Consider the following 17601-nt stretch of genomic DNA (forward strand, 5'->3'; position numbering starts at 1 on the left):
TGGAGCGGGTCGGAAAGCGGCGAACGCCAGCGGTTTCGGGAGGGGTTACGGCTCAGGCGGACGCGGCGAGCGCCGTGCGGCCCCGGTCCGTGGCCGAGGAGTGCAGCCGGGCCGTGACGCCCCGCTCGGCGCGGCCGTACGCGCGCGTGTCGCCGAGCAGTACGGACTGGGCGTTGGCCGCTTCCATGAGGGCGATCACCTCGAAGGCCAGCTGCTCCACGTCCATGTCCTCGGTGAAGTCCCCCACCGCCCGCGCCTCCGACAGGGTCCGCTCCATGTAGGCGGTCCAGTCGAGGCGGGCGCGGGCCACGGCGTCGTGGACCGGACCCGTACGGGCGTCGAACTCGGCCGAGACCGCGTAGAAGAAGCAGCCGCCCGAGAAGACCCGGTCCGAGGAGTACGTCAGCCAGTTCCGGCACAGCGCGCGCACGCGCGGCGCCCCCGGCGGCACGTCCTTGAGGGGGGTGACGACCTGCTCGGCGAAGACGGCGACGGCGGCCCTGATGGTGGCGAGCTGGAGCTCCTCCTTCGAACCGAAGAGCGCGAAGACGCCGCTCTTGCTCAGCTCCAGCTCGGTCGCGATACGGCCCAGGGACAGGCCTTCGAGCCCCTCGACGGACGCGATGTCCATCGTCCGGCCGAGCACGAGCCGTCGCGTCTGGTTGCCGCGCTCGACGCGTCCGTCCGCCTTGGCGCCGGAGCGGGCGCGCGCGCCGGTCCCCGTGGTGGTGCTTCCCGTGCTGCCGCTCATGCCCCCATCGTACTGAACGCACGACCGTGCGGACATCTCCGTGCGTCCGCGTGCCGCACCCTCGGGGCGGGGCCCCGGGGCGGGACTCCGGGGCCAGGCTCTGGGGCGAGGCTCCGGGGCGAGGCGGGAGACGTCAGGTGCGTTCTGCGGGGTCCCGTCGTTCCGTCGGGGTGAGCAGCAGGACCTCCAGGGCCCTGGCGCACGACCGTGCCTGTGTCACGTACCAGTCGAGCCGTGCGTCGGTGATCAGCTCCGGTGTCGCGCGGACCGCGAGGGCGAACCGCGCGTGCCCCGCCCGTTCCAGGACCGGTACGGCCACGGTCCGCACCCCGTGCGCCGACTCGCCGTCGTTCACGGCGTACCCCGCCTCCCGTACGCGCGTCAACTCGGCTGTCAGCGCGGGAGGTTCGACGATCGTCCGCTCGGTGAACGCGGGCAGCGGCGGCAGGGAGCGGGGGCCGCCCTCGCCTGCGCGGGGCCAGGCGAGCAGGACCTTCCCGAGCGCCGTGGAGTGCAGCGGCCGGCGCAGGCCGACCTTCGGCGTCACCGAACCGCCCGCCACGATCACCACGTGCGGTCCGCTCCGCAGCGCCAAGTCGGCCGTCGCGCCCGTCCGTTCGGCCAGATCGGCGAGCTCGGGCGTGGCCAGGTGCAGCCCCCGCTGGTGGTACGAGAGCCGGCCCAGCTCCGTCATCGCCGGGCCGAGCCGGTAGCGGGCGGTCCGGGCGTCCTGCTCCAGGAAGCCCGCTCCGAGCAGGGTCCGCGCCAGCCGGTGCGCCGTGGAGGTGGAGAGCGCGAGCCGGCGTGCGAGGTCGGAGGCGCTCAGATCGGGCCCGTTGTCGTGGAAACAGTGCAGCACGTCCAGTGCGCGGCGGACCGCCTGGGCGCCCGCCGGGGGTCGGGCGATGCCGGCCTCGGTCGTCATAGGGTTCGCTCCCCGTGGGTGATCGGGCTCCCACGCTCCCACATGGCGGGAGCCGAATCGGGTGGAGAACGGGGTCGGAAACACTCTGTTCATACGCAATCCCACATCGTGGGAGTCGAGTTGTGAGAGGCGGAGCTTCCATGGCAGGGTTCCGGCCAACACCACACAGCGGCACCGAGCCGGAGGGAGCAGGCCAGCGATGAACGGACGACGTACCGCCCAGTCCACGCCCGTCGCCTCTCCCGTGGCGCCGTCCCTGACCCGGCGCCGCCACATCGACCTGGCGCGCGTCGCCGCCGCCACCTGTCGCTGAGCCGTTCCGCACGACGCCGTCCCACGAGCAGTCGTCCCACGAGCCGTCGTTCCGCACGGCGTCTTCCCCTGCGCCGCCGTCCCGCACGCCGCCGTCTCGCACACCGTCCTCCGGTGCGAATCGGTGCGCGGTACGGGCTGGACGCGCACTCGCCGCGCTGACCCCCTCGTCGTCGCGCCTGTCGTACGTGTCGCGGCCCGCCGCGCCGGTGCTCCCGGCCCGCGGGTCGCCCCGCCCCTCTCACCCGTCACGTCACCGAGCGGCCCGCCCCCGCGCCGTCGCGACGGCCGCCTTCGCCGGTCGGGCCCCTCCGACCCACCACACCCGGGAATCCCTCCATGACCTCCGCGCCCCCTGCCCGCGTCCCCGACACGCTCTGGTTCACCCGCTGCCCGGTCCCCACCGCCACCGGCGTCGCCGCCGACCGCGGCTGGCTGGCCGGGGAGTTCGCCCCGGACGGGATCGCCGTCCGCTCGCTCCAGGACGCCGAACCCGGCGCCGACCGCGCCACCCACTTCACCCACGCCCTTCCCGGACTCTTCCGCGAGGGCGGCAACGTGCCCGCGCTGTGGGCCCGTTCACGCGGCGAGCGCACCCGGCTCGTCGGCCTCACGTGGATCGAGGAGCGTCAGGTCGTGCTCGTCGCCCCCGGTTCCCCGGTCCGCGGAGCCGCCGCCCTGCGCGGCCTCCGGCTCGCCGTGCCCCGTCACTCCGTGCCGATCGACTTCTGGCGGGCCATGGCCCTGCGCGGCTTCGAGGGCGTCCTCGCCTCCGCGGGGTACGGACTCGCCGACGCCGTCCTCGTCGACGTACCGGCCGACGGGCACTCCGGGCAGTGGGCCGCCGAGCTGGCCGCACTGCGCCGCGGCGACGTCGACGCCGTCTACGTGAAGGGCGCCCTCGCCGTCGAGGCGGCCCGCCGCGCCGGAGCCGAGGTCGCCGTGGAACTCGACGAGCTCCCCGACCCCGCGCACCGCGTCAACAACGGCACCCCGCGCCCCCTCACCGTGCACCAGGACCTGCTCGACGAGCATCCCGAGCTGGTCGCCCGCTTCCTCGCCGTCCTGCTCCGCGCCGCCGACTGGGCCGCCGACGAGCCCGCCGAGGTCGCCCGCATCCTCGGTGCCGAGACCGGCGCGGGCGCCGAGGGCGTCGCAGGCGCCTACCGGCCCGGCACCCACCGCACCCTCCACCCGGACCTGTCGGCCACCCGGCTCGACCTGCTCGCCCGCCAGGAGGAGGCGCTGCGCGCGCACGGCTTCCTGCCCGAGGCCGTGGACGTACGGGCCTGGGCCGACCCGGAGCCGCTGCGCCGCGCCCGTCTCCTCGCCGCGGCCACCGGGCAGCGGTCCCCGCACCCCGTCCCGTAACACCGAGGCGCCGCCGCCTCGCCCGTACCACCCCCACCCCCGCCCCGACCCGCCTCCGAGAAGGACGACCGCCATGCGCCCACTCACCCCGCTCGCCGCCCTGGCCGCCCTCGCCGCCCTCTCCACGGTCACCGCCTGCGGCGGCACGACAGGAGCGGAGTCGTCGAAGGGAGCGAACGGCACCGTCACCGTCCGCATCCCCGATCCCGGCAACGCCGGCGTCCTCGCCCGCGGCAAGAAGGACGGCACCCTCGACAAGGCGCTCGCCGCCGTCGGCGCCAAGGTGGCCTGGACCGGCAGCGCCGGCCCGTTCGCCCCCGCCGCCCAGGCCATGAACGCCGACCAGCTCGACATCGCGACCGGCTCCATCACCTCCGGCATCACCTCCCTCTCCCAGAGCCCCGGCTTCGCCTTCTTCACGGCCACCGACCCCGACCCCGTCGGCGAGGGCATCCTCGTCCGCGAGGGCTCGGACATCACCTCCGTCAAGGACCTCGTCGGCCGCAAGGTCGCCGTCAACAAGGGCGGCACCGGCGAGTACCTGCTGCTCAAGGCCCTGGCCCGGGCAGGAGTCCCCGCCGACAAGGTCGAGCGGGTGTATCTGCGCCCCGACCAGACCGCCGCCGTCTTCAACGCCGGCCAGGTCGACGCCTGGGCCGTCTGGTCCACCTACGCCGTCGCCGAGATCGGCTCCGGCAAGGCGCACTTCGTCGCCGACGGCACCGCGATCGGCTCCGACAACTACAGCCTCAACGCGGTCCGTTCGGAGTTCGCCACGCAGCACCCCGACGTCGTGAAGGCGCTCTACCGCTACCTCCACGAGAACAGCGCCAAGGAGAAGCAGGACCCGTCCGCCTACCTCAACGTCTTCACCGACGCAGGCCCCACGGCCGTCAACGGCAAGGCGAAGGAGGTCCAGATCGGCTTCACCCGCGAGGGAGGCACCGTCGACCCGATCGGCGCCGAGGACATCAAGCGGTTCGAGACCGTCGCACAGTTCTACGCCGACCAGAAGGTCACTCCGAACAAGGTCGACATCGCCGCCCACCTCCTCGACATCGAGAAGCTGTCATGACGAGCGTGACGACCGCAGAGCCCACGGCGCCCACAGAGCCCACGGCACCCACTGCACCCGCTTCGACCGCCGGACTCGTCCCGCCCCGCCCGCCCGTCCGGCGCCCCCGCTCCCGGGCCCGCTCCGTCACCGTCCGCGCCCTCGGCCCCGTCGCCCTCCTCGCCCTGTGGTGGATCTCCTCCGCCACCGGCCTCCTCACCCCCGACGTCCTCGCGTCACCGCCGCAAGTCCTCGACGCCGTAGGGGAGTTGTGGGGCAACGGTCAGCTCCCGGACGCGCTCGCCACCTCCCTCACCCGCTCCGGCATCGGACTCGTCATCGGCCTCGCCGCCGGGCTCACCCTCGGCATCACCACCGGCTTCACCCGGCTCGGCGACGAACTCCTCGACTCCTCCCTCCAGACCCTGCGGACCATCCCCTTCCTCTCCCTCGTCCCGCTCTTCATGGTGTGGTTCGGCATCAACGAGACCGCGAAGATCCTGCTCATCGCCGTCGCCACCACCTTCCCCATGTACGTCTCCACCTCCGGCGGCGTCCGCAACACCGACCGCAAGCTCGTCGAGGCCATGCGCAGCTTCGGCCTCGGCCGCCTCGCGATCGTCCGCCAGGTCGTGCTGCCCGGCGCGCTGCCCTCGCTCCTCGCCGGACTGCGGCTCTCCATGACGCTGAGCGTGATCGCGCTCATCGCCGCCGAGGAGATCAACGCCACCGAAGGCATCGGCTACCTGATGTCCCAGGCCCAGAGCTACGCCCGCACCGACATCCTCGCCGTCTGCATCCTCGTGTACGGACTCCTCGGCCTCACCGCCGACGTCCTCGTCCGCGGACTGGAGCGGATCCTCATGCCCTGGCGCACGGCGGGCCCCGGGGGAGGAACCCGATGACCACGACCACCACCACCAACACGCCCACGCCCACGCCCACGATCACGGGCACGGCGGTACACGTGACAGGCCTGCGACGGGTCTTCGACACCCGCCCCGTCCTCGACGGCCTCGATCTCACCCTCGCGCGCGGCGAGTTCCTCGCCCTGCTCGGAGCGAGCGGCAGCGGCAAGACGACCCTGCTCCGCATCCTCGGCGGCCTCGACGGCGCAGACGGGGGAGAGGCGCTCGTCCCCGCGGCCCGCACGATCGTCTTCCAGGAGCCCCGGCTCATCCCCTCCAAGAAGGTCCTCGCCAATGTGACCGTCGGCCTGCCGCGCGGCGCGGCGACCCGGGCGACCGGCCTGCGGGCCCTCGCCGAGGTCGGCCTCGACCGTCATGCCGACGCCTGGCCGGCCACCCTGTCCGGTGGCGAGGCCCAACGTGTCGCGCTGGCCAGGGCGTTGGTACGCGAGCCCGAACTCCTCCTCCTCGACGAGCCGTTCGCCGCGCTCGACGCGCTGACCCGGCTCCGCATGCAGGACCTGGTCGGTGAGCTGCGCCGGATCCACCGCCCCGCCGTGCTGCTCGTCACCCACGACGTCGACGAGGCCGTGCGCCTCGCCGACCGGGTCGCCGTCCTGCGCGACGGCAGGCTCGTCACCGACGAGCCCGTGACCGTCGCCCAGCCCCGTGACCCGGGCGACCCGGCCTTCGTCGCCCTGCGTCGCCGCCTCCTCGCGGACCTCGGCGTCCACACCTCCCCGTAGCCCGTAGCCCGTAGCCGAACACCCCCACCCTCCCGTCCGCCCAGTCCGCCCAGTCCGCGAAGAACGCGCAGTCCGCCCAGAAGGAGCCCCCGCATGACCGTCACCATCGGTGTCCACCGCAGCAACCCCTCCCTCTACCACCTCTCCCGCCTCGGCTACGCGGAGGAGGAGCTCGCCGCCCTCGGCGAGACGGTGACCTGGCACCCGTACACCGACGGCGTCCGCACCGGGGCCTTCCTGGCCGACGGCACCATCGACTTCGGCGGCACCGGATCCACCCCGCCCGTCACCGCGCAGGCCGCCGGCCACGACATCGTCTACACCGCCGTCTCCGCCCCCCGGCCCGACCACGGCGCCCTCCTCGTCCCCGAGGACAGCCCGGTCCGTACCGTCGCCGACCTCAAGGGCGGCACCGTCCACCTCGCGGTCGGCTCCTGGCAGACGCACCTCGTCGCCAAGGCCCTGGACGACGCCGGGCTCTCGTACGCCACCGACATCACGCCCGTACGCGGCGACTCCGCCAGCGAGGAGAAGCTCCGCTCCGGGGAGATCACCGCCTGGGTCGCGCAGGGCGCCGAGCTCGCCGCCGCGCGCCGCACCGGAGGGCTGCGCACCCTGGTCCGCACCGGCGAGGTCATCACCGACCGGTCCGTCTTCTTCGCCCGCCGTGACCTGGCCGAGCAGCGGCCCGAGCTCGTCGAGGCGCTCACCCGCGCGCTCCGCAGGGCCGACGACTGGGCCGCCGCGCATCCCCGCGAGGCCGCCGAGATCGCCGCCGCCGACCAGGGCGGCACGGTCGACGACTGGGAGACGGCGCTGCGCGCCCTCCCCTGGACGATCGAGGCGGTCACGGAGGAGTTCGTCGCCGAGCAGCAGCAGGCGGCGGACATCTTCCACCGCACCGGATTCATCGACCGTGCGATCACCGTCGCCGACGCCCTGCCCCGGAAGGCCTGATCGCCGTGACCACCCAGACACCCGACGCGGCACCCGAAGTCCTCTGGTACATCATCCCGCGCGAAGGCGCCTACCCCTGGGAACCGGCCGGCCGCCGCCCCGTCGACCTCGGCTACCTCACGCAGCTCGCCGGGACCGTGGAGCGCCTCGGCTACACCGGGGCGCTGCTCGCCACCGACCTCTACGACGTCTGGCCCCTCGGCTCCGCGCTCGCCGCCTCCACGAGCACCCGCTTCAAGCCGCTGCTGGCCGTCCACCCGGGCCTGATCGCCCCGACCCTGCTCGCCAAGATGGCGCTCAGCTTCGACAACCTCTTCGGCGGCCGGCTCCGCTTCAACGTGGTCAACGGTTCCACCTCGTCGCTGCGCGAGTACGGACTCCACGTCGAGCACGACGAGCGCTACGAACTGAGCGCCGAGTACTGGTCGATCGTCAAGCGGCTCACGGCGGGGGAGGTCTTCGACCACAAGGGCCGCTTCTACGACCTCAAGGACGCGGGCGCCTCCTTCCGGGACCTGCGGCCCGTCCAGGAGCCGCACGTCCCGCTGTGGTTCGGCGGATCCTCGGCGCCCGGCATCGAGATGGCCGCCGAGCACGTCGACGTTTATCTCACCTGGGGCGAGCCCCCGCACCTGCTGAAGGAGAAGCTCGACCACGTACGGGCCCGGGCCGCGGCCCACGGCCGGACCCTCCGGATCGGTCTCCGGCTCCACCTCATCGTCCGTGACACCGAGGACGAGGCCTGGGCGGCGGCCGACCGGCTGCTCGACGTCACCAGCGAGGCGACGTACGCCCGGCAGCTCGGCGAGCGGGCGGGCGAGGACGGCGTCGGCTGGCAGCGTCAGTTCCGGCAGCACGGCGGGCGGGTCCCCGCGCGGGCGCGCGAACTGGAGACGCACCCGAACCTCTGGCCGGGCATGGGACTCTTCCGGCCCGGCCCGGGAACGGCGGTCGTCGGCTCCACGGCCCAGGTCGTGGAGCGCCTCCAGGAGTACCGTGAGCTGGGCGTCGACACGTTCATCCTGTCCGGGAACCCGCTCCTGGAGGAGGCGTACCGGGTGGCCGAGACGGTCCTCCCGGCGCTGGGTATCCGCCATTGATCGAACGTTGATGGCCTGTTTACGGCAGGCAGGCAACGTGTAGGTCATGCAGACGATGACCGACGCGCTGACCGACGCGCTGACCGCTCCCGACTTCTCCTGGCGTGAGAACGCCCTGTGCGCCCAGGCGGGCCCGGAGTTCTTCTTCCCGGCCCCCGGCTCGTCGACGCGCGAGGCCAAGCAGCTGTGCGGGGCGTGCGAGGGGCGCGTGGCGTGCCTGGAGTACGCACTGGCCCACGACGAGCGGTTCGGGGTGTGGGGCGGGCTCTCGGAGAAGGAGCGCGTGCGGCTCAAGCGGCAGCAGGGCAGCCGCTGAACCGCACGCGCTTCTCTCCGGGGTGCGAGGGGTGACTCAGCCAGGGGTGACTCAGCCAGGAGTGGCCTGGCCGGGGCTGCCTCAGCCGGCCGCTCGGGCCGCCATGCGGGCCTTGCGGGCCGCGAGCTTCGCGTCGAACTTGGAGGCCTCGCTGTCCAGGCCGTTCATGTACAGACCCAGCTCGTCCTGGGCCTGAAGGCCCTCCGGCCCGAGTCCCTCGATCTCGAGGACCTTGAGGAAGCGCAGGACCGGCTGGAGGACGTCGTCGTGGTGGATGCGCATGTTGTAGATCTCGCCGATCGCCATCTGCGCCGCCGCCCGCTCGAAGCCCGGCATGCCGTGTCCGGGCATCCGGAAGTTCACGACCACGTCCCGCACGGCCATCATGGTCAGGTCGGGGGCGAGCTCGAAGGCCGCGCCCAGCAGGTTCCGGTAGAACACCATGTGCAGGTTCTCGTCGGTGGCGATGCGGGCCAGCATCCGGTCGCAGACCGGGTCGCCGGACTGGTGGCCGGTGTTCCGGTGCGAGATGCGGGTCGCGAGCTCCTGGAAGGCGACGTACGCCACGGAGTGCAGCATCGAGTGCCGGTTGTCGGACTCGAAGCCCTCGCTCATGTGCGACATCCGGAACTGCTCCAGCTTGTCCGGGTCGACCGCGCGCGAGGCGAGGAGGTAGTCGCGCATCACGATGCCGTGGCGGCCCTCCTCGGCGGTCCAGCGGTGCACCCACGTGCCCCAGGCGCCGTCGCGGCCGAAGAGGCTGGCGATCTCGTGGTGGTAGCTCGGGAGGTTGTCCTCGGTGAGCAGGTTGACGACGAGGGCGATCTTGCCGATGTCGGTGACCTTGGACTGCTCGGGGTCCCAGGCCTCGCCGTCCTCGAAGAAGCCGGGGAAGTTCCGGCCGTCGGACCACGGCACGTACTCGTGCGGCATCCAGTCCTTGGTGACCTTCAGGTGCCGGTTGAGCTCCTTCTCCACGACCTCTTCCAGCGCGTAGAGCAGGCGCGCGTCGGTCCACTCCGCCGAGCTGCCGAGGTGGGGAGAGGTGAGCGTCACGGGGACTCCTGGGGACGGAGAGAAAGGACATACGGGATTACCTACGGATTCGTAGGTTACGAGACCGTAGGTTAAGGCTCCGTAAGGCGTCGGCCAAGCCCGTCTGGACGATGTCCGGTTACGTTCCGTTATGTGCGCTGCTCCGGCGGGGTGCTGGAGATGCAGGTCACGTCCCTCTCGCGCGCCGCCGGTCGACCGGTCGGCTACGCAGAGCAGACGGTTCGGCGCAGACGGTTCGGCGCACACGGTTCAGCGCGTTTCGGTTCACCGCGGACGGTTCAGAGCAGGTGGTCCGCCGCGCCGGCCTTCACCGCGGAGATCAGGGCGCGGAGCGCCTCCACCGAGTCGCTGACGTACTCGCCGGGGGTGAGGGTCGAGCCGATGTAGGCCCGGCCGGCGTCGTCGAGGCCGAACCGGAAGCAGTTCGCGCCCTCGCTGCAGAAGGCCTCGTTCCAGTCGATCGCGATGTCGATGTCGGCGGCGACGGCGGTGGCGGCGGCGAGGGGGGTGTCGGTCGTGACGTTCATGGTGGGGCGGTCCTTCACAGATCCTGGGCGATGGTGCGTATGAACGCGCGTGATTCGGTCGTGGAGAGGGTGAGCCCGCGCAGCCGCTCCAGGAGCCCCCGGTAGCGGCGGAGCTTCATGTCGGCGTCGAGGAGGATCGATCCGTGCGAGGAGTCGAGCTGCACGGTGTCGAGCTGCGGCACGGGCGCGGACACATAGGTGAACGACTGGCCCGCCCCGGGGAAACCCCCCGCGGCGAAGGGGATGACGCGGACGGTCACGGTGTCCCGCTCGGAGTACTCCAGGATGTGCTCCAGCTGGTCCCGCGCGACCTTCGGTCCGCCGAACTGCATGCGCAGCGCCGCCTCGTGGATCACGGCTTCGTAGAGCGCCGGCCGGTCCCGGTCCAGGACCTCCTGGCGGCGCAGCCGCAGGGCGAGTCGGGCCTCCAGGTCGGGTCCCGGCAGGAGCGGGACGGCGGTGTCGAAGACGGCCCGCGCGTGCTCCTCGGTCTGTAGGAGGCCGGGGATGTGGGTGGTGACCGCGCTCTGCAACTCCGAGGCGTGGAACTCCAGTTCGGCGATGTCGATGAGCGCGGGCGGCAGCAGTCCGCGGTGCTCCTCCCACCAGCCGCGGTCCCGCTCCTGTGCGATGTCCGCGAGCAGGTCCACGAGCGCCGTGTCGGGGCAGCCGTAGTTGAAGGCGAGGGTGCGGACGCGCTCGGCGCTGATGCCGAAGCGGCCCGACTCGATGTTGGGGATACGGGTGCGGTCGACGCCCAGGAGGGCGGCGGCCTGCTGGGCCGACATGCCCGACTGTTCGCGCAGTTTGCGCAGTTCGCTCCCGAGGCGCTGCTGGCGTGCGGTCGGGCTGCTCCTGGGTGGCACGCTCGATCTCCCCTTTCGTTGCGTGACGGCGGCGACCCTCGCGGATCGCCTTTTCGGCCGGAATGGCACGACTACCCGCAAGTAGTAGCACTGTGCTCCGCTCGTGCGCTACGGTCGGTAGCGCAAGTCTCACACGGGGCGACTGTGACCGTGTGTGCGTACACCCCCAATGCGCAAGAAATGTGAGCAACCCGATGAAGGGCGCACTGCGTTGCCTCCCGTCCGCCGTCGCGGCCGGGCCCATACCCCCCGCCACGGAGAACCTCAGCTACTCGATGCTCCTCCCCGGAGGTGCCTACTGCGCCGGACTCGCCCGCGATTCGGTCCGCACGCTCCTCACCCGGCACGGGCTCTCCGACCTCTGTGAGACCGCCGCACTCGCCACCTCCGAACTCGTGGCCGCGGCCTACCGCTTCACTCCAGACCGCGAGATGATCCTGCGCGTCCGCTGGCAGTACGAGGCGCTGCGGATCGTGCTCTACGACCAGCATCCGGCCCACGCCTCGCCCACCGCGGCCGAGGAATGCCGCGACCGCCGAAGCCGCAGCATGTGGCTGCTGGCCGCGGCGGTCGACGCGCACGGAGGCGATTGGGGCCTCGCCCCCGTACTGACACCGGGCGGCGGCACCAAGTCCTGGGCCTTACTCCACCGTTAGCGCCCTGTAACAGGTCTTCGCCCGACTCGACCTGACCTGACCTGACCCGACTCGATCCGACCCGATCCCATCCGCCCCGGCTCGACCGGATCGGACGTGGCCCGTTCCGTCCCGTCCTAGCGCGTCGAGGCCACCTCCCTGACCTCTTCCGCCGTCGTCGGCCGCAGCTCACCGTCGAGCAGCAGCCAGCGCGTGATGCCGAGCGACTCCAGGAACGTCACGTCGTGGCTCGCCACGATCAGAGCCCCTTCGTAGGCGTCGAGGGCCGCCGTCAGCTTCCGGACCGACCCCATGTCCAGGTTGTTCGTCGGCTCGTCCAGCATCAGCAGCTGCGGAGCCGGCTCCGCCAGGAGCAGCGCCGCGAGCGTCGCCCGGAACCGTTCCCCGCCCGAGAGGGTGCCCACGGGCTGATCCGCCCGCGCCCCCCGGAACAGAAACCTCGCCAGCCGCGCCCTGATCGTGTTCCCCGTCGCCGTGGGCGCGAAGCGGGCCACGTTCTCCACCACGCTCAGCCCGTCGTCGAGGACGTCGAGCCGCTGCGGCAGGAAGCGGAGCGGAACCCGCGTGTCCGCCTCGCCCGACAGCGGCTCCACCTCACCGGCGATCGTCCGGAGCAGCGTCGTCTTGCCGGCGCCGTTGCGGCCGACGAGCGCGATCCGCTCCGGTCCGCGCAGATCGAACTCGCCGCCGACCCTGGCCCCGTACCGCAGCTCCAGATCGCGCAGGAACAACACCTCGCGGCCCGGTGGAACCGAGGTGCGGGGCAGTTCGACGCGGATCTCGTCGTCGTCCCGTACCGCCTCCACCGCCGCGTCGAGCCGCTCCCTGGCCTCGGAGAGCCGCTCCGTGTGCAGGGCGCGGTGCTTCCCGGCCGCGACCTGGGCGTCGCTCCTGCGGCCGTTCGCCACGATCTTCGGGACGACCTTGTTCTCGTAACTCTTCTGCGCGAACCGTTTCCGCCGCGCCAACTTGACCTGTGCGTCGCTGAGTTCGCGTTTCTGGCGCTGTACGTCGGCCTCGGCGACCCGCACCATCCGCTCCGCGGCCTCCTGTTCCGCGGCGAGTGCCGTCTCGTACGCGGACCACGGGCCGCCGTACCAGGTGACCTCGCCGTCCCGCAGATCGGCGATCTGGTCGACGCGCTCCAGGAGTTCACGGTCGTGGCTGACCACGACCAGGACCCCGGACCAGCTCTCCACCGCCTCGTACAGCCGGGCACGGGCGTGCCGGTCCAGATTGTTCGTCGGCTCGTCGAGCAGCAGGACGTCCGGCTTGGCGAGCAGCAGCGCCGCGAGGCGCAGCAGCACGGACTCGCCGCCCGAGACCTCGCCGAGGGTCCGGTCGAGGCCGACGGCGGGGAGCCCCAGCTGATCGAGGGTGGCCCGGGCCCGCTCCTCGACGTCCCAGTCGTCGGCGAGGGCGGTGAAGTGTTCCTCGGCGGGGTCACCCGCCTCGATGGCGTGCAGCGCGGCACGCTTCTCCGCGATGCCGAGGATCTCGTCGACCCGCCGCGAGGTGTCCAGGACGACGTTCTGCGGAAGATAGCCGAGCTCACCGGTGACCCGGATCGTGCCGGAGACCGGGGTCAGCTCGCCCGCGACGAGTTTCAGGAGGGTCGACTTGCCGGAGCCGTTGAGCCCGACGAGCCCGGTGCGGCCGGGGCCGACCGCGAGGCGGAAGTCGTCGAGGACCTCGGTGCCGTCGGGCCAGGAGAAGGAGAGCGAGGAACAGGTGATGAACGTGGGGTGATGCGCCATGGAGGCCTCCCGGATGCGTGAACGCGAGCATGAAGGGGCGACGCGAGAACACCGGGGCGCGGGCTGGAAAGAACGGCTCGTACACCGAGGTCGAGAACGGCACGCACGGCACAGGGGCACGCGCGGCACGGTGTCTCGCAACCTCAGAAGAGCAACGTCCTTCTCCGATCAAGTGACGACTAGGTCAGATACGACCGTACGACCTGGATGGGGGAGGGGCAAATGATTTACGGGCGCTCGTTCTCCGGGCGCTCCGTCTGTGGCTGCTCGTTCTCCTGCCGCTCCGACTACGGCCGCTCGCGCAGCAGCTCCGCCAGGTCCTGGTCCCAGTTCAGGTACTGGTGCTCACGGCCGGCCGGCACCAGGTGCTCCGAGCGCTCCAGGAAACGGCGCAGCTCCGAGGTCCGTACATGGACCATCGCGACCCCCTCCGGGGCGTGGAACTCCACCACCGTGCGGTCGTACCCGTACGGGCGCAGACGGACGTCGCCGACGCCCGCCGGGCGCTCGACGCCCTGCACGAGCAGGTCGCGGGCGAAGGCCCAGGAGACCTCGATGCCCTCCAGGGTCGCCGGGGGCGGGAAGGCCATGCTCACGGCGTACGGGTCCTCGCGGTCGTACCGCAGGGTGGCGGGGACCGTCTCCATCCGGGGCGCGGATGCGACCAGGCGGGCCTGGACGGACTGCTCGATGACGGCGGACAAGACCGGCTCCTCTCGCGCGGTTTCGGATCCTGTGCGTCTCCCCGACACCAGGGCACCTCACACCAGGGAAGACGAGCGGCGCGGCCGGAACGTGCACTCGGGGACCACGTGACCTGCGTCACCGAGGGGCGATCCGCGACGTCAGCGCTGCTCGGCGACGTCGTCGTCCGGCTCCGCGCAGGGGCCCGAGTGGTCGCAGTACGGCTGGTTCGCGGAGGCCCCGCAGCCGCAGAGCATCACCCGGGTCTCGTGCCGGTCCCCGTGCGGGCCGGTCACGAGCAGGTCCCCGCGCAGGACGAGCTGGCCGGAGGGGGTGCGGCGCACGGTGGTGGGGGAGTCCGGGGGCTCGGGCGCGGCGGCCTCCGCCGGGTGGTGGTGGTACTGGAGCGCCCCCGAGGGGCAGCGGCGGATCACCTCGGCGACCAGGCCGGGCTCGGCGGCGTCGGGCAGCACCCACGGGCGCCGGGACAGGTCGAAGACCTCGGGCAGACCGTGGACGCACTCGGCCGCGTGCAGACAGCGCCGTGGCTCGAAAGTGACGGTGATGCCCTCACCCTCGTACTCCTTGAGCTTCGGCACCTCGTCGACCTTCGGCTTCTCGTCGGTCGGCGCACGCTCGCCCGTACGGTCGGTCATGGGACCCAGCCTAGGAACGACCGGCGCGGGGCGCACCCGGGGCGCTCCCGGGATGCACCGGGGACGCACCCTGGACGGGGACCGCCCCGGGGTACTAGCTTCCGGCGCCATGACGTCCATGGGGAAGACGAGACGAATGATGTCGGTGGGGCTGATCGGGGCGGCGCTCGCGCTGAGCCTGGCGGCCCCGGCGCGCGCCGGGGAGGCGCGTGAGACCGGTCGGGCCGGGGAGGCCGGGGAGACCCCCACGGCCGCGGCCGGCTGGGAGCTGACGCAGACCGGCACCGACGCCCGCTTCCGCGGGCTCGCGGCGGTCGACCGGAGGACCGCCTGGGCCGCGGGCTCCCAGGGCACGGTGCTGCGCACGACCGACGGCGGCCGGAGCTGGCGAAACGTCTCGCCGCCCGGAGCGGGGGAGCTCGAGTTCCGTGACGTCGAGGCCTTCGACGCCCGCCGGGCCGTCGTCCTCGCCATCGGGGAGGGCGAGGCCTCACGCCTGCTGCGCACCGAGGACGGCGGCGCCACTTGGACCGAGTCCTTCCGGAACACCGACCCGCGCGCCTTCTACGACTGCGTCACCTTCTTCGACCGGCGGCACGGACTCGCCATGAGCGACCCCGTCGACGGCAAGTACCGCATCCTCTCCACCGCCGACGGCGGCCGGTCCTGGCGGGTACTGCCGAGCGCCGGGATGCCGGACGCGCTCCCCGGCGAGGCGGGCTTCGCGGCGAGCGGCCAGTGCCTGGTGTCGTCCGGACCCCGGGACGTCTGGCTCGCGACCGGTGGCGGCGCCACGGCCCGCGTGCTCCACTCCGCCGACCGGGGGCTGACCTGGACCGCCACCGCCACGCCGATCCCCGCCGGGGACCCGGCCCGGGGCGTCTTCGGCCTCGCCTTCCGCGACCGTACGCACGGCATCGCCGTCGGCGGCGACTACCGCAAGGACCAGCCGTCCCCGCAGGCCGGCGCGGTCACCGCGGACGGGGGCCGCACCTGGCAGGCCTCGGACACGCCCCCGCCGGCCTACCGCTCCGGCGTCGCCTGGCTCCCGCACAGCAGGACGGCCGCGCTCGCCGTCGGCCCGACGGGCACGGACCTGACGACCGACGCGGGCCGCACCTGGCGCACGATCGACACCGGTTCGTACGACACGGTGGACTGCACGGACGACGGATCGTGCTGGGCCTCCGGCGAGAAGGGCCGGATCGCCCGCGCCGGACGCCGCTGAGCCAGGCCAGGGGCGAGGTCCGGAGCGACGTCCGTAGCGAGGTCCGGAGCGACGCCCATAGCGAGGTTCAGGAGGGCAGCTGCTCCCGGTACGCGGCGAGTCCCTCGGCCGTCTTGGTCGCGTAGAACTCCGTGATCCGGTACGCGCACACGCCCTCGACGGTGAACGGGTCGGCCGCCGCGATCGCCTCGATCTCCGCGCGGCCGACCCCGGCGGCCAGGATCACCCCGCCGTCGCGCGGGTTCTTCCGCCCCGAGGCGATGAACACCCCGGCGGCGTACTGCGCGTCCAGCCACGCGATGTGCGCGTCGAGGAGGGCGTCCACCCGCTCGACGGGCGCGGTGTAGGTCAATTCCAATACGAACATGATCGCCAGGCTACCGGGCGCCCCACGGACCCCGGCGAGGCGTTCCAGCCCTCGGAACCGGGGTCGTAGGGTGGCCCGCACTATGACGATCATCGGTATTCCGGCGGGCTGGCCCGCCGACGAGGACGCCGCACGGGACGTCCAGCGGGAGCTGCGCGGGCGGATCGTGCGCGACGAGCCGGGGCCGGCCGTCGGCGAAGGCCACGTCACGGGGCTCGACGTGGCCTACGACGACGAGCGCGATCTCGTCGCCGCCGCGGCCGTCGTGCTCGACGCCCGGACCCTCGACGTGGTCGAGGAGGCCACGGCGGTCGGCCGCGTCTCCTTCCCCTACGTCCCCGGGCTCCTCGCCTTCCGCGAGATCCCGACCGTGCTCGCCGCGCTCGGCTCCCTGACCGCCGACCCCGGCCTGCTCGTCTGCGACGGCTACGGTCTCGCCCACCCCCGCCGCTTCGGCCTCGCGAGCCATCTCGGGGTGCTGACCGGCCGGCCGTCCATCGGCGTCGCCAAGAACCCCTTCACCTTCACCTACGAACAACCGGGCCCGGAACGCGGCGAGTTCAGCGCGCTGCTCGCCGCCGACGGCGCCGACGAGGAGGACGAGGAGGTGGGCAGGGCCCTGCGGACCCAGGCCGGGGTGAAGCCCGTCTTCGTCTCCGTCGGCCACCGGGTCTCCCTCGACCGCGCCTGCGCCCACACGCTCCACCTCTCCCCCCGCTACCGCATCCCCGAGACCACCCGCCACGCCGACTCCCTCTGCCGCACGGCACTCAAGGAGGCACTGGCACGTACCTGAGTACGTGTACGGATGCCGCGCCGCGCCGCCGCCCGGCAGAGTGGGGTTCATGACAACTCCCCTTTCCGCTCCGTCGCGTTCCGCGGGGCGCGGCCTGACCCTGACCCTCGCCGCCGCCGGGCTCGTCGCCCTCGCCTGGGTCTGCGCCATGCTCTACGTCGTCGCCGCCTGGGTGCTCGCATGATCGGGCGGCTGCGGTGCGTCGTGCTCGACTGCCCCGACGCGCGGGAACTGGCCCTGTTCTACCAGCGGTTGATCGGCGGCGAGGTCGAGAGCCCCGACCCCCGGTGGGCGGTCGGCGAGGGATCCGCCGTCCTGCGCGGAGTCGGTGGCCCGCTCCTCGCCTTCCAGGACGTGGCCGACCACCGGCCGCCCGTCTGGGGAGCGCCCGAGCAGCAGTTCCACCTCGACGTACGGGTCGAGGACCTGGCCGCCGCGGACGAGGCCGTCCTCGCACTCGGGGCCACCCCGCTCGACGGCGGGGGCGGCGACCCGGCCTGGCGCGTCTACGCCGACCCGGCCGGCCACCCCTTCCGCCTCGTACGCTTCTGAGTCACGTCCGGCCTGA

Annotated in this window: 22 protein-coding genes; 13 read left to right on the forward strand and 9 right to left on the reverse strand. The window is 72.7% G+C overall.

Annotated elements, in window-relative coordinates; translation table 11 throughout:
• Window positions 1-52: 52 nt before the first annotated feature.
• Complete coding sequence (locus ACFC0G_RS28215) at window positions 53-751, reverse strand: TetR/AcrR family transcriptional regulator (protein ID WP_376408088.1); 699 nt, start codon at window positions 749-751, stop codon at window positions 53-55.
• A gap of 133 nt (window positions 752-884) precedes the next feature.
• Window positions 885-1676, reverse strand: coding sequence for an IclR family transcriptional regulator (locus tag ACFC0G_RS28220; protein ID WP_376408091.1), 792 nt, complete (start codon window positions 1674-1676; stop codon window positions 885-887).
• A 199-nt stretch (window positions 1677-1875) separates the two neighbouring features.
• Here ACFC0G_RS28220 and ACFC0G_RS28225 point away from each other — a divergent pair, with 199 nt between their 5' ends.
• From ACFC0G_RS28225 to ACFC0G_RS28260, 8 genes are all read left to right on the forward strand, one after another.
• The gene (locus tag ACFC0G_RS28225; RefSeq protein WP_376408094.1) at window positions 1876-1989 is read left to right on the forward strand and encodes a putative leader peptide; all 114 of its coding nucleotides are present in this window, start codon (window positions 1876-1878) and stop codon (window positions 1987-1989) included.
• Window positions 1990-2327: 338 nt separating this feature from the next.
• Window positions 2328-3359, forward strand: coding sequence for an ABC transporter substrate-binding protein (locus tag ACFC0G_RS28230; protein ID WP_376408097.1), 1032 nt, complete (start codon window positions 2328-2330; stop codon window positions 3357-3359).
• Window positions 3360-3432: 73 nt separating this feature from the next.
• Window positions 3433-4434 (forward strand): ABC transporter substrate-binding protein, encoded by a 1002-nt coding sequence (locus ACFC0G_RS28235; protein WP_376408100.1) that lies wholly within the window; start codon window positions 3433-3435, stop codon window positions 4432-4434.
• On the forward strand, window positions 4431-5318 hold the full coding sequence (locus tag ACFC0G_RS28240; protein ID WP_376408102.1) for an ABC transporter permease: 888 nt from the start codon (window positions 4431-4433) through the stop codon (window positions 5316-5318). The genes ACFC0G_RS28235 and ACFC0G_RS28240 overlap by 4 nt, the downstream gene beginning before the upstream one ends.
• On the forward strand, window positions 5315-6067 hold the full coding sequence (locus tag ACFC0G_RS28245; RefSeq protein WP_376408105.1) for an ABC transporter ATP-binding protein: 753 nt from the start codon (window positions 5315-5317) through the stop codon (window positions 6065-6067). The genes ACFC0G_RS28240 and ACFC0G_RS28245 overlap by 4 nt, the downstream gene beginning before the upstream one ends.
• A gap of 93 nt (window positions 6068-6160) precedes the next feature.
• On the forward strand, window positions 6161-7024 hold the full coding sequence (locus ACFC0G_RS28250; protein WP_376408108.1) for an ABC transporter substrate-binding protein: 864 nt from the start codon (window positions 6161-6163) through the stop codon (window positions 7022-7024).
• A 5-nt stretch (window positions 7025-7029) separates the two neighbouring features.
• Window positions 7030-8124, forward strand: coding sequence for an LLM class flavin-dependent oxidoreductase (locus ACFC0G_RS28255; RefSeq protein ID WP_376408111.1), 1095 nt, complete (start codon window positions 7030-7032; stop codon window positions 8122-8124).
• A 46-nt stretch (window positions 8125-8170) separates the two neighbouring features.
• On the forward strand, window positions 8171-8440 hold the full coding sequence (locus ACFC0G_RS28260) for a WhiB family transcriptional regulator (protein WP_376408113.1): 270 nt from the start codon (window positions 8171-8173) through the stop codon (window positions 8438-8440).
• An 81-nt stretch (window positions 8441-8521) separates the two neighbouring features.
• On the opposite strand, the gene ACFC0G_RS28265 is transcribed toward ACFC0G_RS28260, so the two are convergent.
• From ACFC0G_RS28265 to ACFC0G_RS28275, 3 genes are all read right to left on the reverse strand, one after another.
• Window positions 8522-9496, reverse strand: a complete 975-nt coding sequence (locus ACFC0G_RS28265; protein WP_376408116.1) for an acyl-ACP desaturase — start codon at window positions 9494-9496, stop codon at window positions 8522-8524.
• Between the two features lie 278 nt (window positions 9497-9774).
• Entirely contained in the window at window positions 9775-10023 is a 249-nt protein-coding gene (locus ACFC0G_RS28270; protein ID WP_376408119.1) for a hypothetical protein, read from the reverse strand.
• Between the two features lie 14 nt (window positions 10024-10037).
• Window positions 10038-10889: a helix-turn-helix domain-containing protein gene (locus ACFC0G_RS28275; RefSeq protein ID WP_376408122.1), complete on the reverse strand. Its 852-nt coding sequence runs from the start codon at window positions 10887-10889 to the stop codon at window positions 10038-10040.
• A gap of 182 nt (window positions 10890-11071) precedes the next feature.
• Between ACFC0G_RS28275 and ACFC0G_RS28280 the strand changes: the two genes are divergently transcribed.
• A complete protein-coding gene (locus ACFC0G_RS28280; RefSeq protein ID WP_376408124.1) occupies window positions 11072-11545 on the forward strand; it encodes an ATP-binding protein in 474 nt (157 codons plus the stop codon).
• A gap of 116 nt (window positions 11546-11661) precedes the next feature.
• Here ACFC0G_RS28280 and ACFC0G_RS28285 read toward each other — a convergent pair whose 3' ends face one another.
• The 3 genes from ACFC0G_RS28285 to ACFC0G_RS28295 all read right to left on the reverse strand — a co-directional run bounded on the left by ACFC0G_RS28285 (window position 11662) and on the right by ACFC0G_RS28295 (window position 14642).
• Entirely contained in the window at window positions 11662-13302 is a 1641-nt protein-coding gene (locus ACFC0G_RS28285; RefSeq protein WP_376408127.1) for an ABC-F family ATP-binding cassette domain-containing protein, read from the reverse strand.
• A 287-nt stretch (window positions 13303-13589) separates the two neighbouring features.
• Window positions 13590-14006, reverse strand: a complete 417-nt coding sequence (locus tag ACFC0G_RS28290) for an SsgA family sporulation/cell division regulator (RefSeq protein ID WP_376408129.1) — start codon at window positions 14004-14006, stop codon at window positions 13590-13592.
• Window positions 14007-14147: 141 nt separating this feature from the next.
• Window positions 14148-14642 carry a (4Fe-4S)-binding protein gene (locus tag ACFC0G_RS28295; RefSeq protein ID WP_376408132.1) on the reverse strand — a complete coding sequence of 165 codons (495 nt, stop codon included), beginning with the start codon at window positions 14640-14642 and terminating at the stop codon, window positions 14148-14150.
• Window positions 14643-14751: 109 nt separating this feature from the next.
• On the opposite strand from ACFC0G_RS28295, the gene ACFC0G_RS28300 reads away from it, so the two are divergent.
• On the forward strand, window positions 14752-15870 hold the full coding sequence (locus ACFC0G_RS28300; protein WP_376408135.1) for a WD40/YVTN/BNR-like repeat-containing protein: 1119 nt from the start codon (window positions 14752-14754) through the stop codon (window positions 15868-15870).
• A gap of 67 nt (window positions 15871-15937) precedes the next feature.
• Here the strand turns inward: ACFC0G_RS28300 and ACFC0G_RS28305 are convergent, their stop codons facing one another.
• Window positions 15938-16237 carry a YciI family protein gene (locus ACFC0G_RS28305; protein WP_376408138.1) on the reverse strand — a complete coding sequence of 100 codons (300 nt, stop codon included), beginning with the start codon at window positions 16235-16237 and terminating at the stop codon, window positions 15938-15940.
• An 82-nt stretch (window positions 16238-16319) separates the two neighbouring features.
• On the opposite strand from ACFC0G_RS28305, the gene ACFC0G_RS28310 reads away from it, so the two are divergent.
• From ACFC0G_RS28310 to ACFC0G_RS28320, 3 genes are read left to right on the forward strand one after another with little or no spacing between them, the layout of a single operon-like run.
• Window positions 16320-17033, forward strand: coding sequence for an endonuclease V (locus ACFC0G_RS28310; RefSeq protein WP_376408141.1), 714 nt, complete (start codon window positions 16320-16322; stop codon window positions 17031-17033).
• A 49-nt stretch (window positions 17034-17082) separates the two neighbouring features.
• Window positions 17083-17217, forward strand: coding sequence for a morphogenic membrane protein MmpA (gene mmpA, locus ACFC0G_RS28315; RefSeq protein ID WP_376408144.1), 135 nt, complete (start codon window positions 17083-17085; stop codon window positions 17215-17217).
• On the forward strand, window positions 17214-17585 hold the full coding sequence (locus ACFC0G_RS28320) for a VOC family protein (protein WP_376408147.1): 372 nt from the start codon (window positions 17214-17216) through the stop codon (window positions 17583-17585). Before mmpA ends, ACFC0G_RS28320 begins: the two co-directional genes overlap by 4 nt.
• Window positions 17586-17601 lie beyond the last annotated feature (16 nt).

Origin of the sequence: Streptomyces sp. NPDC056169 (assembly GCF_042268445.1) — a bacterium.
Classification (GTDB): Bacteria; Actinomycetota; Actinomycetes; order Streptomycetales; family Streptomycetaceae; genus Streptomyces.